The 17,559-nt window shown below is 40.5% G+C and carries 13 protein-coding genes; 10 read left to right on the plus strand and 3 right to left on the minus strand.

The genetic code is table 11. The features are described from left to right. Window positions 1-8: 8 nt before the first annotated feature. Both HDF25_RS12420 and HDF25_RS12425 read left to right on the plus strand, forming a co-directional pair. Window positions 9-470 (plus strand): peptidylprolyl isomerase, encoded by a 462-nt coding sequence (locus HDF25_RS12420; protein ID WP_184625124.1) that lies wholly within the window; start codon window positions 9-11, stop codon window positions 468-470. Window positions 471-473: 3 nt separating this feature from the next. After that, window positions 474-1,004, plus strand: a complete 531-nt coding sequence (locus HDF25_RS12425; protein ID WP_184625126.1) for a DUF5606 domain-containing protein — start codon at window positions 474-476, stop codon at window positions 1,002-1,004. Window positions 1,005-1,273: 269 nt separating this feature from the next. Here HDF25_RS12425 and rlmH read toward each other — a convergent pair whose 3' ends face one another. Continuing rightward, window positions 1,274-1,747 carry a 23S rRNA (pseudouridine(1915)-N(3))-methyltransferase RlmH gene (gene rlmH, locus HDF25_RS12430; protein ID WP_184625128.1) on the minus strand — a complete coding sequence of 158 codons (474 nt, stop codon included), beginning with the start codon at window positions 1,745-1,747 and terminating at the stop codon, window positions 1,274-1,276. Between the two features lie 123 nt (window positions 1,748-1,870). Here rlmH and HDF25_RS12435 point away from each other — a divergent pair, with 123 nt between their 5' ends. Further along, the gene (locus tag HDF25_RS12435; protein WP_184625130.1) at window positions 1,871-3,715 is read left to right on the plus strand and encodes a MutS-related protein; all 1,845 of its coding nucleotides are present in this window, start codon (window positions 1,871-1,873) and stop codon (window positions 3,713-3,715) included. Between the two features lie 54 nt (window positions 3,716-3,769). Next, window positions 3,770-5,107, plus strand: coding sequence for a GH1 family beta-glucosidase (locus tag HDF25_RS12440; RefSeq protein ID WP_184625132.1), 1,338 nt, complete (start codon window positions 3,770-3,772; stop codon window positions 5,105-5,107). Window positions 5,108-5,153: 46 nt separating this feature from the next. Here HDF25_RS12440 and HDF25_RS12445 read toward each other — a convergent pair whose 3' ends face one another. Together HDF25_RS12445 and HDF25_RS12450 are read right to left on the minus strand one after the other, a co-directional pair. Then, entirely contained in the window at window positions 5,154-7,421 is a 2,268-nt protein-coding gene (locus HDF25_RS12445) for an aconitate hydratase (RefSeq protein ID WP_184625134.1), read from the minus strand. A gap of 311 nt (window positions 7,422-7,732) precedes the next feature. Next, window positions 7,733-8,350, minus strand: coding sequence for a polysaccharide deacetylase family protein (locus HDF25_RS12450; RefSeq protein WP_184625136.1), 618 nt, complete (start codon window positions 8,348-8,350; stop codon window positions 7,733-7,735). Between the two features lie 75 nt (window positions 8,351-8,425). On the opposite strand from HDF25_RS12450, the gene HDF25_RS12455 reads away from it, so the two are divergent. The 6 genes from HDF25_RS12455 (at window position 8,426) to ggt (ending at window position 17,538) form a co-directional block, all read left to right on the plus strand. Continuing rightward, window positions 8,426-9,805 (plus strand): TolC family protein, encoded by a 1,380-nt coding sequence (locus HDF25_RS12455; RefSeq protein ID WP_184625138.1) that lies wholly within the window; start codon window positions 8,426-8,428, stop codon window positions 9,803-9,805. A gap of 33 nt (window positions 9,806-9,838) precedes the next feature. Further along, window positions 9,839-11,212: an efflux RND transporter periplasmic adaptor subunit gene (locus HDF25_RS12460; protein ID WP_184625140.1), complete on the plus strand. Its 1,374-nt coding sequence runs from the start codon at window positions 9,839-9,841 to the stop codon at window positions 11,210-11,212. A gap of 72 nt (window positions 11,213-11,284) precedes the next feature. Then, on the plus strand, window positions 11,285-12,286 hold the full coding sequence (locus tag HDF25_RS12465) for an NAD(P)H-dependent glycerol-3-phosphate dehydrogenase (RefSeq protein ID WP_184625142.1): 1,002 nt from the start codon (window positions 11,285-11,287) through the stop codon (window positions 12,284-12,286). A 133-nt stretch (window positions 12,287-12,419) separates the two neighbouring features. Then, the gene (locus tag HDF25_RS12470; protein ID WP_184625144.1) at window positions 12,420-12,737 is read left to right on the plus strand and encodes a hypothetical protein; all 318 of its coding nucleotides are present in this window, start codon (window positions 12,420-12,422) and stop codon (window positions 12,735-12,737) included. A 196-nt stretch (window positions 12,738-12,933) separates the two neighbouring features. Next, entirely contained in the window at window positions 12,934-15,714 is a 2,781-nt protein-coding gene (locus tag HDF25_RS12475; RefSeq protein WP_184625146.1) for a TonB-dependent receptor, read from the plus strand. A 126-nt stretch (window positions 15,715-15,840) separates the two neighbouring features. After that, a complete protein-coding gene (gene ggt / locus HDF25_RS12480; RefSeq protein WP_184625148.1) occupies window positions 15,841-17,538 on the plus strand; it encodes a gamma-glutamyltransferase in 1,698 nt (565 codons plus the stop codon). Window positions 17,539-17,559 lie beyond the last annotated feature (21 nt).

The following is a 17,559-nucleotide window of genomic DNA, read 5'->3' on the forward strand; positions in this document are numbered from 1 at the left end:
AAAAGAATATGAGCAAAGCAATAATAAAAACAGAAAAAGGCGACATGACTGTCGAGTTTTATGACAAGGATGCCCCTAACACAGTTGCTAACTTCAAGAAATTAGCAAACGAAGGGTTTTATAATGGAGTTACTTTCCACCGTGTAATTCCAAATTTCGTAGTGCAGGCAGGATGTCCGAATTCAAAAGATGCAGCTACAGCTCATCTGGCTGGAACAGGCGGACCTGGTTACAAAATTGATTGTGAACTGGATGGCGAAAACCAACATCATGAGCGTGGTGTATTATCTATGGCACATGCTGGTAGAAATACAGGCGGATCACAGTTTTTCATCTGCCACAGCAGAGCAAATACTGCACATTTAGACAGAAATCACACTTGCTTTGGTAAAGTGATTGAAAATGTTGACATTGTTGATGATCTCAAACAAGGAGACAAAATTTTGGGTATAGAAGTGATAGAAGATTAATATATGAATTTAAGAGGAATTGTAGCCGTATCCGGCAGACCAGGTTTATTTAAACTTGTTGGACAAAATAAAGCGGGTTATGTACTGGAAGGGCTGGATGCTCAAAAGGTTAAAATTGTAGCTAGTATTTCTTCTACTAAACTAGCTTCACTGGAAGATATTACAATCTACGGTGAGGATGAAGATTTAAAACTGATTGATGTTCTGGCAAATATTGCTGCTGTAAAAGGAGATGTTCCTGATGCTAAGGCAGATGCTAAAGTTTTAAGAGCATTATTCGTGGATGTTGCTCCTACACATGATCAGGAAAAGGTTTATGCTTCAGATATGAAGAAAATCGTTACCTGGTTTCATTTGTTAAAGGAACTTCCTTTATTTACTGAAGCTGCACCAGGAGCACCTGAATCATTGGAAGCTGCTAAAGCTGAAGAGAAGAAAGTTAAGGCTACGCCTAAACCTTCTAATGCTAAAGCACCGAGCAAAACAGCTCAGCCGGCTAAAAAAGCAAATATGACAAGCAAAAAAGGAGTTTAATTACCCTTTTCAGCTCCATAAAAAAACCGGATTGTTTAATCCGGTTTTTTTATGTCTTTTCTACCCCTTTACAGATAATATACTATCAGCAGAAATGCCAGTATAGAAATAATAATAGCGATCGTAAAACCCCAGCGGTTACCTTTGGGGTGGCTTCTGAATCTGTATTTTCGTTTAAAATCTCCTGGTTGCATATTTTCCTTTTTTCTATATAATCATGATGCATAAAATGAAAAATTCCATAAAATCTTCCGGACTAAGAAGTGCTTTTATTCATGGTGGTAGGGCTCACCTTTTAAAATGCTAAAGGCCCTGTATAATTGTTCCACAAAAAACAGACGGACCATCTGATGTGAGAATGTCATATCTGATAAAGATATACTTCCATTCGCTCTTTTGTAAACACTTTCATCAAAACCGTAAGGCCCGCCGATTACAAATATCATATGCTGAACACTTCCAATCATCTGTTTGTTCAGATAATTTGCAAATTGCACTGAAGTGTATTTCTTCCCTTTCTCATCCATCAGGATAACGGTATCGAGGTTACTGATTTGTTTTAGGATCAGCTCAGCCTCTTTGGTCTTTTGTTGTGCTTCAGTTAAATTTTTAGTGTTCTTCACATCTGGGATAACTACAAGATTGAATCCGATATAGTGTTTTAACCGGTTAAGGTACTTTTCAATGCCCTCGATCAGATATTTATCTTCCGTTTTTCCAACGACGAGTAAAGTGATTTTCATCAGTATATATTGTTCTTTAATGGTTATGAAGTTTGCATGTGCTTATTTATTTAATTTTGAGTGTAAGCTCATGCGGGTTTCATTCAGTATTGTCTATATTTAGAATTTTAGAAGTTCAAAGATATGGTAAAATCTAAAGATAGTATTTTAAAGGGCTATCAAAATAACGTTACGGTTCAGGAAGCACAGTTAAAGGAAATTAATAAATCACTTAATAACATCTCTTTAGCCAGGTTAGGTTTGTTTCTGGCTGAAATATTTTTAGTAAGTATTACCATCTATTTTGGCTATTACTGGCCAGTAGGTGTACTGATGTGTGTACCAATTTTGGCTTTTATGGTATTGGTTAAGCGTCAGACAGCAAAAGAGCAGGAGTTGAATTACGCTGAAAAATTACTTTTTGTTTATCAGAATGAGGTTAATGTTATTCTTAATGGTAAGAATAAATATAAGGACGGAAAGGAATTTGAAGATGAATATCATCCCTATTCGTCGGATCTGGATCTGTACGGTCACGCTTCTTTATTTGCATTTGTCAATCGTTCAAATACAGTTAACGGAATGAAACTGCTTGCCGGTAGTTTCATTAAACCAGCAGATCTGAAGACTATTCTGGATCGCCAGGCAGCAATTACTGAATTGACCACGCATATTGATCAGACATTTCATTTCAGGGCAGGGCTTCAGAATCATAAACCTGAACAGCTGGAAATTATAGCCTATAAATTTGAGCACCAGCTGCCGGAACAGTTAAAATTTACACAGGACAAATTATTAAGGCTATATACGGCAGTTGTTCCTTTTCTGACTTTCGGATTAATCCTGCTGGGTACATTATATGGGGGCCTGTTCTGGAAAGGACTGGGGCTGCTGGCTTTTGTGAATGTGGTTTTGAATTATGTTTATAGTAAAAGAATTAATGTTTTACATGCTGGATTTAGCGGGAGCGCCAGTTTGCTGAATGCAATTTCAGGGACAGTAAAATGGACCGAAGAGAGGAAATGGGAGAGTGCTTATATCAGGGGATTTTTAACCAGGCAGGACCTGGAAATACCTTTAAGTAAGCGAATCAAAATCTTGTCCGGTATTATCAATTCATTTGATATCAGACTGAACATGTTATTAGGTACAATCTTTAATATATTCCTGTTGTGGGACTTCAGGTGTGCCATCCGTTTGGATAAATGGCATGCCGGATCTTCTGATCAGCTGGTCCGTGGTTTATATACGATCAGCCAGTTTGAAGAACTCATTTCACTGGCTACTTTTAACTATAATGAACCTGATCTGACTTTTCCGGTGATCTCTGAAACCTTCCATCTCGAAACCAGAGAACTGGGACACCCCCTTATTAAGGATGATAAACGCGTCGTTAACGATTATAGTTTTGAGGATCTGCCTACAGTAGACGTGGTCACTGGGTCCAATATGGCAGGGAAAAGTACATTTTTGCGGACTGTTGGAATAAATATGGTACTGGCTTACTCAGGAGCTCCGGTATGCGCTGCCTATATGAAGGTCTCCATTTTTGAAATCCTGACTTATATGAGGATCAAAGACTCGCTGAATGACCAGACTTCAACCTTTAAGGCAGAACTTAACCGGTTAAAAATGATCCTCGAAGGCGTGCGTACACTGGCTCATCCACTGGTCCTGATTGACGAAATGTTGAGAGGAACTAACAGCAAGGATAAATATCTGGGCTCGAAAGTTTTTATTCAGCAGATGATCAGCAAGAAGTCTCCGGCTTTGTTTGCCACACATGACCTGCAATTATCCGAGATGATCCATCAATATCCTGATACACTGAGAAATTATCATTTTGATATCCAGCTGGCAGAGGGGGAGATGAATTTTGACTATAAGCTGAAAGAGGGGGCCTGCAAAACATTTAATGCAGCTTTGTTACTGAAAGAGATCGGACTAAGTTTTGATCCTGATGAACTCAATCAGGTAAATTTACTGTAAAGATAACATGATGTTAATATCAAATTCTCATATTGCCTGTTATACAATTCATATATGATTAAAGCATCCGATTTTGGTGATGATTTTTCGTGGGGCGTGGCTACAGCCGCTTTGCAGATTGAAGGTGCAGCAGATATGTATGGGAAGGGGCCGTCTATATGGGATACTTTCGCTAAAAGATCCGGTAAGATCAAGAAGGGGCATCATCCGGCAATGGCCTGTGATTTTTATCATCGTTATAACGAAGATATTGCTTTGGTTAAACTGCTGGGGTTCTCCGTTTTTAGATTTTCCATTTCCTGGCCCCGGATTCTTCCTTATGGCAATGGTCCGATTAATGAAGAAGGGATCAGGTTTTATCACAATGTGATCGATGAATGCCTGGAGCAGGGGATTACACCCTATATCACACTTTACCATTGGGATCTGCCTGAAGCACTGGAAGCAGAAGGAGGATGGACTGCATTTAGCGTTAATATGGCTTTTAATGCATTCGTTACTATCTGTGCGCAAACTTATGGAGATAAGGTGAAAAACTGGATTGTGCTGAATGAACCGTTTGGATTTACTTCTCTGGGTTATATGCTGGGTGTACATGCACCAGGTAAAACAGGTTTAACGAATTTTTTCTCTGCAGTTCATCATACAGCGATTGCACAGGCTGACGGGGGGCGTATTTTGCGTGCAGAGATCTCCGGTGCCAATATCGGAACTACCTATTCCTGTTCAGAGATTCTTCCTTATACGCAGAGTGATGCCGATATACTGGCTGCTTCACGTGTAGATTGTCTGATGAATCGTTTGTTCATAGAGCCAGCTTTAGGAATGGGGTACCCAGGACAGGACTGGGAGGTGATGGAAAAGTTTGCCATCTCACATTCTACCTGGCGGCATACAGAGCGGTTAACTTTTGATTTTGATTTCATTGGTCTGCAGAACTATTTTCCGCTGACAATTAAATATAATGCCTTTATACCTGTAGTCCAGGCCTGGGAGGTGAAGGCTAAAAACCGGAAAAAACCACATACAGCAATGGGCTGGGAGATTAACGGGGATAGCTTCTATAATATTATTAAACAGTTCGCTTCTTATCCGGGAATCAAAAATCTGATGATTACAGAGAATGGAGCTGCTTTCCATGATAAGCTTATCGGCGGCGCTGTGGATGATACAGACCGTATAGAATACTTCAGGCTGTATCTGCTGGCTGTATTAAGGGCTAAAAAAGAAGGGATCAATATAACAGGTTATATGGCCTGGACACTGCTCGATAATTTTGAATGGGCCGAAGGTTTTAATGCCCGGTTCGGGTTAATACATAATGATTTTAAAACACAGCAGAGAACTATCAAATCATCAGGATACTGGTGGCAGGAATTTCTAAAGGCATAAAAAAACTCCCGCCTTCCAGCGGGAGTTTTTTTATGCTTAATTTATATTATTGGGCAACTTGCTTACGAATAATATTTAGTGCACCACCGGCTTTAAACCAGTCGATCTGCTGTGCATTATAACTGTGATTTACGGGGAATTCTTCTTTCGTACCATCAGCATGGTTTAACACAATAGTTAAAGGTACATCAGGAGTGAAAGTTGTTAATCCAACGATGTCGATCACATCATCTTCCAGAATTTTATTGTAATCTTCTTTATTAGCGAATGTTAAACCTAACATTCCCTGTTTTTTCAGATTGGTTTCGTGGATACGTGCAAATGATTTAACCAATACAGCACGGACACCAAGATGGCGTGGCTCCATTGCAGCATGCTCACGTGAAGAACCTTCACCGTAGTTCTCATCACCAACTACGATAGTTCCGATGTGATCTGCTTTGTAAGCACGTTGTGTTGCAGGTACAGGACCATATTCACCAGTTAACAGGTTTTTAACGGTATCAGTTTTATCATTGAAATAATTCACCGCACCGATCAGCATGTTATTAGAGATATTGTCCAGGTGACCACGGAATTTCAACCATGGACCAGCCATAGAAATATGGTCAGTAGTACATTTACCTTTTGCTTTGATCAATAATCTTAAGCCTTTAAGATCTGTCCCTTCCCATGGAGTAAACGGATCCAGTAACTGTAATCTGTGAGAAGTTGGTGAAACCAGGATCTGAACACCGCTTCCGTCAGCTGCCGGCTGCTGATAACCTGCGTCATCCACAGCGAAACCTCTTGGAGGCAATTCATATCCTGTAGGTTCATCCAGTTTTACCTGCTCACCATTTGCGTTTGTCAGTGTATCTGTCAGTGGATTGAAACTTAAGTCACCAGCAATAGCCAAAGCTGTTACCAGCTCAGGAGAACCAACAAAAGCAAAGGTATTAGGGTTACCATCGGCACGTTTAGCAAAGTTACGGTTGAAAGAGTGAACGATAGTGTTTTTCTCTTGTTTTTCCGAACCTACCCTGTCCCACATTCCGATACAAGGACCGCAGGCATTAGTAAATACTTTTGCACCTATTTGTTTGAATACATCCATAAATCCGTCACGTTGAATAGTGAAACGGATCTGCTCAGATCCAGGATTGATACAGTACTCAGATTTTGCAGTTAAGCCTTTTTCTGCAACTTGTTTAGCTACACTTACTGCTCTTGAGATATCTTCATAAGAAGAGTTGGTACAAGAACCGATCAGGCCTACATCAATTTTCATTGGCCATCCGTTAGCTAAAGCAACTTCTTTCATTTTAGAGATAGGAGTTGCTAAATCTGGTGTGAACGGACCGTTCAGGTAAGGCTCAAGAGTTGATAAATCGATTTCGATTAACTGATCAAAATATTTAGCAGGATCTGCGTAAACATCAGCATCACCAGTTAAATGTTCTTTAATTGCGTTGGCTGCATCAGCAACTTCTGCTCTGCCGGTTGCACGCAGATAACGCTCCATGCTCTCATCATAACCAAAAGTTGAAGTCGTTGCACCAATTTCAGCACCCATATTACATATGGTTCCTTTACCGGTACAGCTCATATTTGTTGCGCCTTCGCCAAAATATTCAACGATAGCTCCGGTACCACCTTTTACAGTCAGGATACCAGCTACTTTTAAAATCACGTCTTTAGGTGAAGCCCATCCGCTTAATTTGCCGGTTAATTTTACACCGATTAATTTAGGGAATTTAAGCTCCCATGGTAATCCTGCCATGACATCGCAGGCATCTGCACCACCAACACCGATAGCAACCATACCTAAACCACCAGCATTCACTGTATGAGAGTCAGTACCGATCATCATTCCGCCTGGAAATGCATAGTTTTCTAAAACAACCTGGTGGATAATACCTGCACCTGGTTTCCAGAAGCCAATACCATATTTGTTTGATACTGAAGCCAGGAAATCAAATACTTCTTTACTTTCTGTATTAGCAGCAGGAAGATCTTGTTCTGCACCTAGTTTTGCAGTGATCAGGTGATCACAGTGTACCGTTGATGGTACAGCAACTTTCGGTCTGCCAGCCTGCATAAACTGCAACAAGGCCATCTGGGCTGTTGCATCCTGCATTGCTACACGGTCAGGAGCAAAATCTACATAGTCCGTACCCCTTACAAAAGCGGTATTGGTATTTTCTTCCCAAAGGTGGGTATATAAGATTTTTTCTGAGAGTGTTAAAGGTCTGCCTACTAATTTACGGGCCGCCTCAACTCGGGGACCAAAGTTTGCATACACCTTTTTGATCATTTCTATATCAAAAGCCATTGATAATATGTGTTAAAAGGTAATATAATAAAAAATTATTTGTAGCGAATTTACAAAAAAAAAACAGGGTGAGAAGGCCATATATGAGTTCATTATATTATTTATACATGTTCTAAATAAAATGGTTTGCCGGACCCGGATAAGCCTCCTGGAATTATCAATGTTGTCATGTTATCACGGAACTGTCCGTTACTGAACGGTATCGTCCATTTACGAACAACGTTTTTGCACGCTGGTCTTTAAACTGGCCATGAAGCGCTTTTATCCGTCTTTTTTGAGTTTGGCCTGAACTTCGTACAGGTCAGCATAAATTATAGCGTATGAAACTCGTAACCTTGAGCGGTTAAAAATTTTAAGGCAGCCGGTAAGACGAATTTTAGTCTGTCAAAAGCTTTGAGACTATCATGAAATACTATAACTGAACCATTTCTGGTATTTCTGATCACGTTTTCATAGCATTTTTCGGGAGAAAGCTGAAGATCGAAATCCCCGCTCAGGACATCCCACATGATAATGTTAAGTTCTGGGTTAATTTTCTTCAGTTTTTTAATCTGAGATTTCTTTATTCTTCCGTAAGGGGGGCGAAAAAGATTCGTATTGGTCAGTTCCTGGCAAGTTTGAAAATTTTGAATATAAGTGTTATCATCAGTTTTCCAGCCTTTTAAGTGGTTGTAGGTGTGATTTCCGATGGCGTGTCCATCGTTTTTAACTTGTTCAAAAATTTCAGCATGTTTGTTTATATTGTCGCCGATACAGAAGAAAGTAGCCTTGCAGCCAAAGGTTTTTAAAGTATTTAAAACAAACTCTGTAACAACAGGTATAGGTCCGTCGTCAAAGGTTAAATAAATAGCTTTGGCAGACCGGCTTTTGTTCCAGATTAAAGATGGGTAATACCATTTTAATAAAAGGGGGGATTTAACCAGATACATGTCCAAATGTAAGAAATAACAAATGGTTGTGTTGAAAATTGATGAGTTGTTTATCTTAAATGTATATTAAATTGTATGAAAATTTTTACTAGCAATAGCCTGATGTCAAAATTAACCTTCGCCATAACTTTTAGTTTGGTCACGGTAGGTTTATCTGGAAACCTGAAGGCTCAGGAATCATTAACCATTCAGGATGCAATTGACCGGATGCTGCAGAATAACTTGAATATCAAGCAGTCATCGCTTAATGTATCTACTGCAGCAGTTAACCTGGAGCAATCAAAGGCAGCCCTTTATCCAAGTCTGAATGGTACCATCGATAACAGTTTAAACTATGGTCGCAGTTTGAACGCGGCGACGAATACACTGGTAACTCAGAATTTCTATTCCGGAGACGGTAGTTTAAATGCTCAGGTGGATGTATTTGTCGGGTTTTCTAAAATCAACCAGATCCGCCAGAACAAAATTTTACTGGAAGCTGGAAACAGTAACCTGGATAAGATGAAAAATGACCTGATTTTACAGGTTGTGACTGCTTACTTTCAGGTTGTATTTAACACAGATCTGCTGAAAGCTTCAAAGGAACAGTTATTGGTGGCTCAGGAAACCCAGAGACGCGAGCAGACATTATTAGAAGCAGGAAATAAAACACTGGCAGATATTTCACAGGCAAAGGCACAGACAGCTACCGCTGAACTTAATGTGACAAATGCACAGAATCAGCTGACTATTTCTTATCTGACACTTTCTCAGTTAATGGAGATGCGTGCAGATGATAATAGTTATGTCGTGGTTAAGCCAACCATTCAGGATATTGCGCAGGCACAAAAAAATTATGATGCTAACGATGTGTATAATACTTCTTTATCGTTCTTCCCGGATATTAAACTGGCGCAACTGAACAGACAGGCTGCTGAAAAAGCTGTATTAGTAGCTAAAGGAGCTTATTATCCTAAAGTTACTTTTGGTGGAGGATTAGGGTCGAGATACTCTTACCTGATGGCTACAAAGGGCGTTTCGTTTCCAAATATGCACTTCAGTGACCAGATAAGTAATAACTTTTATCAGAATGTCGGATTTACTGTTCAGATCCCGATTTTTAACGGTCTTCAGGTTCGGTCAAATGTAAAAAGAGCAAAAATATCTTATGAAACCAGTAAGGTGAGCGAGCAGCTGGCTAAGAACAACTTAAATAAGGTTATAGCTCAGGCAGTGGCAGATCTGAGAGCTGCGGACAGCAGGTATAAATCTAATGAGAATACTTTTAATGCACAAAAAGATGCTTTCAATGTGATTGAGCAACGTTACAATGTAGGTTTGGTTAACTCACTGGATTATAATACTTCCAGGACAAACAGAAATAAAGCTGAAGTTGATTATATCCAGTCAAAATATGATTTACTATTCAAATCCAAAGTCATTGATTATTATTTAGGCAAGCAAATTACCTTTTAAGCACGTATCCCCAAACAAATAAAAAAGAAAGAAATGAAACTAAAACACATACTCATCACTGTAGGAGCGCTGGTCGTCTTATTGGTAATTGGTGCAATGACAGGGCTGATTGGCGGCGAGAAAGCCGAGAAGGTCACTATAGAAAAGGTGATCACCAGGAATATCGTGGAAACGGTTACTGCCAGTGGTAAAATTAAACCAGAAACGGAAGTTAAGCTGAGTTCTGAGGTGTCAGGAGAGGTGGTTGAATTAAATGTTAAAGAAGGTGATATCGTAAAAAAAGGTCAGCTTTTATTTAAAGTGAGACCAGATGTATTAAAGTCGGGATATGACCGGGCAAGTGCTTCTTATAGTTCTCAGAAAGCATCTGTTGGAAATGCCGAGGAGCAGTTAAAACAGCAACAGGCAAATTTTATAAATCAGGAAGCTATTTATAAACGTAATGTGGAACTGTTCAAAAAGAAAGTGATTTCTGTGTCAGAGTATGATGCCGCGAAAGCAGCTTATGTAACAGGTAAAACCAATCTTGATGGTGCAAAACAATCATTGATTGCCGCGAAATTTAATCTTGCCCAGATGGGGGCCAGTGTACAGGAAGCAAGCGCAAACCTGGCTAAGGCTACTGTTTTTTCACCAGTTGACGGGGTAATCTCTAAATTGTCAGTAGAACTGGGAGACAGGATTCTGGGAACTGCCCAGTTTGCAGGTACAGAAATCATGAGGATCTCTAACCTGAACTCTATGGAGGTTAACGTTGATGTGAATGAAAATGATATCAACCGTGTCAATGTGGGTGACAAGGCCCTGATCCAGGTAGATGCTTTTGAGGATAAGAAATTTTCGGGTGTGGTGACAGAGATCGCCAGCTCATCGAAAGATGTAGGTGTAGCGACAACTACAGTTGACCAGGTGACTAACTTTGTGGTTAAAGTTCGTATATCTGCAGATTCATACAGTGGTGTTAAAGGCGGAGCAAAAGATCTTCCTTCTCCATTCAGACCTGGACTTTCTGCAACTGTTGATATTCAAAGTTCTACAGTAAAAAGTTTATCGGTGCCAATTATGGCGGTATTCGTAAAAGGTGCTGCTAAAGATGCTGCTAAAGATGATAAATCATCGGATGACAATGGTGACGGCGGAGATGCAGGTAAGGATAAACAGAAGAGCAAACTGACTGATAAAGCAGTTAAGCAATATGTTTATACTTATGCCGATGGTAAAGTAAAAAAAGTAGAGGTTACTACAGGTATCCAGGATGATAAATATATCCAGATTAAAGGTGGTCTGAAAGAAGGAACTGAAATCGTAAGTGGTCCTTACTCTACTGTTCAGAACAAATTAAAGGATGGAATGAAAGTAGAGCAAGAAGTTAAGGATCAGCCTGCTGCGAAATCAGGTAAAAAGTAAAAAGAGCTGTTTGCAATAAAATAAGTAATTTGTCCCGGTTTAAAACATTAAGCCGGGATTTTTTATTTATATATGATGATACCAAAAGTTGCGATGATTGGTGGCGGTAGTTGGGCAACTGCTGTCATAAAAATGCTTTCAGATAATCTCAGCCAGAAAGAGATTTTTTGGTGGCTGCGTGATACTACTTCAATTGAACACCTTAAAAAATACAAGCATAATCCTAAATACCTGAGTTCGGTGGAGCTGAGAATTCCTGAGGCTCATATTTCGAATGATATTACAGAAATTATCAGGCAGGCAGATTATGTTATCCTCAATGTTCCAGCTGCTTTTTTAAAGGAAACCCTGCGTGGGGTTACGCCCGAAATGCTGGCAGGTAAAAAGATTGTTTCTGCAATCAAGGGGATAGTGCCTGATGAAAACAAGATTATCGGTGAATTCATACATGAAAAGTTTGGAGTTCCGCTCGAAGATATCCTGGTTATCAGTGGTCCCTGTCATGCTGAAGAAGTGGCCCTTGAAAAATTATCTTACCTGACCATAGCTTCGATCAATCTGGAAACGGCTGGTAATTTCTCGAAACTATTGAATACAAGATACATCAAAACGAATATTTCGGATGATATCTTTGGAACTGAATATGCTGCGGTACTGAAAAATATCTATGCTGTGGCCAGTGGTATCTGTCATGGTATAGGTTATGGCGATAATTTCCAGGCCGTACTGATTTCAAATGCTATACGGGAGATTAACCGGTTTGTTGAGGCTGTACATCCTATAGACCGTGATATTAAAGAATCAGCTTATCTGGGTGATTTGTTGGTGACTGCCTATTCCCAGTTTAGCCGGAACCGGACTTTTGGTAATATGATTGGTAAAGGGTATACGGTTAAATCTGCGCAGTTGGAGATGAATATGATCGCCGAGGGATATTATGCTGCAAATTGTATGCATGTGGTCAATAAGCAATATAAAGTGGATATGCCGATCTGCCGTGCAGTGTACGCTATACTTTATGAGCGTCATTCTCCACAGATCGAAATGGCACTCCTTACCGAAAAGTTAAATTAATTATACAAATTTAATCGGGCTTAAAACAATATAAATATCAGATTGTTATTCAGGTGTTAACGCTTTAGCAATTCAGCTTAAATGAAGAGAGATGAGTTGTTATTCATTTATAACCTAAAAAACAATCTGTAACATGAACAAGAAATATCTAGCGGGGTTACTAACCCTGGCATTAGCGGGTACAATCTCTCTGTCTACGCAAGCACAGGAAAAAAAGAAAACAATCGGTGAAAAGATTGGAAGTACGGCTTCGGCGGTAGGTAATAAAACAGCCGAGGTTGCGGTAAAAGGAGTTTCAAAAGTAGGTGATAAAACTTATGCGAATAAAATAGCTCCGGATGGTTCTGATGTTTACATCAATAGTAAAAACCGTAAGTACTATATCAACAAAAAAGGAGCTAAGGTTTATCTTAAAGCTTCTCAGATCAGAAATAAACCAGTAAAGAAATAGTCAGCGCGTAGCTAAACAATAGTATTATTCAATCCGGATCAGCTGATCCGGATTTTTTTTGCTCGTGATTTCGTAAACTAATTGTTAAATTGAATAATCTTGCTGTTAAAGTATACTAAATCGGTAGTTTTTTATCCGAATAAAGATATCTTTGAAAGATCTGATACTATTATCATTAAAACCTAAACCAACGCATATGAAATTTAAACTCTACCCGATAATTCTTGTTTTTACAACTCTTGCCTTAACTACGCAGGCACAGACTATACGTGGCACAGTCAGCGATACTTCGCAGACAATTATTGGTGCAACTGTTGCTGTGATTGGTAATGCACAGAAAGCCGGTACAAATTCTACCGGTAAATATCAGCTCAAACTGGCAAAGGCCGGTACTTATACCATAGTGGTTTCCTATATCGGTTATCAAACCCAGCAGAAGAAAATTACTATAGCTGAAAATGAGACTAAAGATCTCGATTTCTTTTTATTGCCCAATAGCAATGATCTGGAAAATATAGTTGTGATTGGCTCGAGAAGTGCCCCGAGATCTAATCTGGATACCCCGGTTCCGGTCGATGTAGTGGATATTAAGAAAATCACACAGAACATTCCGCAGGTATCATTAAACCAGATCCTGAATTTTGTCGCTCCTTCCTTTACTTCCAATGTGATGAGTTTAACCGATGGTACAGATCATATCGATCCGGCTTCTTTAAGAGGGTTGGGACCTGATCAGGTATTAGTGTTGATTAATGGAAAAAGAAGACATACAACAGCACTGGTTAATATCAACGGTAGTCTGGGAAAAGGGTCTGTAGGAACAGACATGAATGCCATTCCTACTTCAGCCATTAAAAGAGTAGAGATCCTGAGAGATGGTGCGGCGGCACAATACGGTTCGGATGCTATCGCCGGGGTGATCAATATTATATTGAATGACGATGTCAACAAGCTGACGGCGAATATTTCGGATGGGGGATATACCGGTAAACACTCTGACGGACTGGACGGGCAGACAGTTCAGGCCAATGTGAATTATGGTGTGAAACTGAGTGATAAAGGTGGTTTCCTAAATCTTGCCGGTTCATTTGATTACAGAGATTTTGCTTCCCGTACTACCCCCTACCGCGGTGCCATTTATTCCGATTATAATAATCCTTCACTTTACCCCAATCCAACAGGGGTGGATATTACAGATGCCGAACTAGCGAGAAGAGGACAGACAAGATCTGATTTTGTGCCTAATATCGGTCAGTCCAGAAACAGAGGAGGTGCTTTGTTTTTTAACTCCGTAATCCCTGTTGCACAGGATGCAGAGATTTATGCTTTTGGTGGGGTGAACTATCGCAACGGGACTTCTACTGCTTTTTATCGTACTCCCCGTCAGCTCAATCAGAATAATGCAGTGATCTATCCGAATGGTTTCCTGCCCGAAATTGTTACTGCCAGTCTGGATCAGTCAATTGCTACCGGAATCAGAGGTAAACTGGGCGAATGGAAAGCAGATTTTAGTAATACCTATGGCCGGAATGTGATTGATTTTAAAACAGAGCATTCACTGAATGCCTCCATGCTGACTGCTTCGCCGACTTCATTTGAGTCTGGGGGATACGAGTTTGCACAGAATACAACCAACCTTGATTTCTCCCGTTATTTTGAAAACCCATTACAAGGGATCAATGTTGCGTTTGGTTTTGAAAACAGATATGAAAATTATAAGATCAAACCGGGAGAAGAAGCTTCCTGGAGAAACTATGGAAATGCGCTTCAGGTAGGTGTAGATGGCACTGGTAAGCCTATTTTAGTTCCGGATCCGAATGGTAATATTTCTACCCGTTTCGCAGCTAATGGTGTGGCTTATGCAGGAGGGGCACAAGGATTTCCGGGGATCAGTCCTGCTAACCTGACCAATGAATCCCGTAATTCGGTTGCGGCCTATGGCGATGTGGAGCTGAATTTTACCAAAAAGTTTCTGTTGGATGCGGCAGCCCGGTTTGAGAATTATTCAGATTTCGGTTCTACGCTGAATGGTAAACTGGCAGCCAGGTACAAATTTTCTGACAAATTCCTGTTGCGTGCTGCGGCAAGTACAGGGTTCAGAGCGCCTTCTCTTCACCAGCAATTTTTTAGCTCTACTTCCTCGGTTTATGTAGACGGGAATATTGTAGAGTCAGGTACCTTTGCCAATGACAGCCGTATTGCGCAATTATTGGGTATCCCAAAACTGAAACAAGAGACTTCGAAAAGTTTAAGTGCAGGTTTTACCTCTAATCTGGGTAAACTGAAGATCACAGTTGACGGTTATTTCATCAGAATTAACGACAGAGTAATCTACACGGGACAATTTACCGGGAATAATTCTCCGACTGCTTCGCCGCAGGACCAGGAGATTTATAACCTGCTGCGTTTAGCCAATGCAACTACTGCAAGGTTCTTTGCAAATGCAGTCAATACAGAAACTAAAGGGCTGGACATCGTTTTATCTTACAATACACGCCTGGGAACAGGTAACCTGAGAACAGACTGGGCGACTACTTTCTCTAAAACATCTATTGTCGGGCCGATTCATGCTTCTGCATTATTAGCAGGAAAAGAAAGTACTTACCTGGATAATGCCAGTCGTATCCTGATCGAAAAAGTAACGCCACGAGTTAAATCCAATATTACTTTTGACTACAGTATTGGTAAATGGAATGCTTTCCTGCGTAATGTATACTTTGGGCAGGTCTCGCAGCCGACTAACGTAGCAGCCAATGAGCAGGTACTGGCAGGCAGGGTGATCACTGATATCGGTGCAGGTTATAACCTGACTAAAAACCTTAAACTGACTATAGGCGCAAATAACTTATTTGATGTGTATCCACAGGAATTATTATTGGGTTCGCAGGGTACTTCAGGGATATTATATCCTAATCAGGCACCGCAATTTGGGTTCCTGGGCAGATATGTGTTCACAAGATTATCACTAACCCTTTAAACACCTGTCAGAACTTCGTCAGTTAAAAACAAGTTTCAATACCGATATAATTCTTTAAATTTAATGCGTTTTCCTGCCGCTGAGTACATCCTCCGGCAGGAAATTTTTTTTATAATTTTTTATACCATGAGATCAAAAAAAACATTTTCAGGTTTGCTGTTCGGGGCATTTTGCCTGGAGCTCCTTGTTTCCTTTTCAGCAACCGGGCAGGAGTCAAATCAATTTAAACATGCTGCGGTAGTTACTGCACATCCAGAAGCTTCTAAAGTGGGAGTGGCTATTATTAAAAAGGGTGGGAATGCTGTTGACGCGGCTGTAGCAGTTCAATTTGCCTTAGCCGTTGTTTATCCCAATGCCGGAAACATCGGTGGTGGCGGCTTCCTGGTATACAGGAGTAAAACAGGACAATCCGATGCGCTGGATTACAGAGAAAAGGCTCCGGAAAAAGCCTCCAGAGATATGTACCTGGATGCAAAAGGGAATGCAATTACAGATAAAAGCCTGTACGGTGCTTTGGCATCAGGGGTTCCTGGTACCGTAGATGGAATGGTTAAGGCACACACTAAATACGGCAAACTGAGTTGGAAAAGAGATATTGAGCCGGCTATTGAACTGGCAGAAAGAGGATTCCCTGTTACTGCTCAGCAGGCTTCAGAGCTTAACAGTCATAAAGAACGGTTTTTAAAGTATAACAAGAAAGCTATAGCTTTTGTGAAGAATGATTTGTGGAAGGAAGGTGATTTATTGAAGCAGCCTGAATTGGCCAAAACTTTAAAACTGATCCGCGATAATGGAAGAAAAGGTTTCTACGAGGGGACCGTGGCTACGGCAATTGTGAATTCCATGAAACAGACCCTTGGTGTGATTACTGCTGCCGATTTGAAAAATTATCATGCTGTATGGAGAAAAACAGTATCCGGTAAATACAAAAACTACACTGTAATTTCTATGCCCCCACCATCAAGTGGAGGTATTGCATTGATTACGATGTTGAAACAGGTCGGAGATTATCCATTAAACAAATGGGGTTTTCAAAAAGATTCTACAGTTCAGCTGATGGTTGAGGTAGAGCGCAGGGCTTATGCTGACCGTGCCAGTTACCTGGGCGATCCGGACTTCTTTAAAGTGCCTCAGGCGGCTTTACTGAATAATGATTACATCAAGTCAAGGACTGATGGAATCAGCTTCGCTAAGGCTACGCCAAGCAGCGAGGTTAAGCCTGGTACCTTGCCTTTATATGAGAGTGAGCAGACTACACACTATTCGATTGTAGATAGCGAAGGAAATGCGGTGTCTGCGACAACAACTTTAAATGGTTCTTATGGTTCACTGGTTGTTGTAGATGGCGGCGGATTTATTATGAATAATGAGATGGATGATTTCTCTGTAAAACCTGGTACCCCAAATATGTACGGTCTGGTTGGTGGAGAGGCAAATTCGATTGTTCCCGGAAAGAGAATGTTAAGTTCAATGACCCCGACTATTATTGAAGAAAACGGAAACCTGAGAATGGTTGTAGGTACGCCGGGTGGATCGACTATTATTACCTCGGTATTTCAGACCATTCTGAATGTACTGGCATTCGGGCAGGATATGCAGGCGGCGGTTGCTGCCCCAAGGTTCCACCACCAGTGGCTACCGGATGAGGTCTTTGTAGAAAAGGGAGCTATTGACGATACGACAAGAGCTAAACTGGAATCTAAAGGTTATAAGATCACACCACGCGAGCCAATGGGCCGTGTTGATGCTATTCTAGTTAAGCCAAACGGAGAGTTAGAGACTGGAGCAGACCCAAGGGGGAATGACAAAGGCTTAGGCTATTAAGATCAAAAAAAAGCAGCCCGG

The sequence above is a fragment of the Pedobacter cryoconitis genome (assembly GCF_014207135.1).
Lineage (GTDB): Bacteria > Bacteroidota > Bacteroidia > Sphingobacteriales > Sphingobacteriaceae > Pedobacter > Pedobacter cryoconitis_D.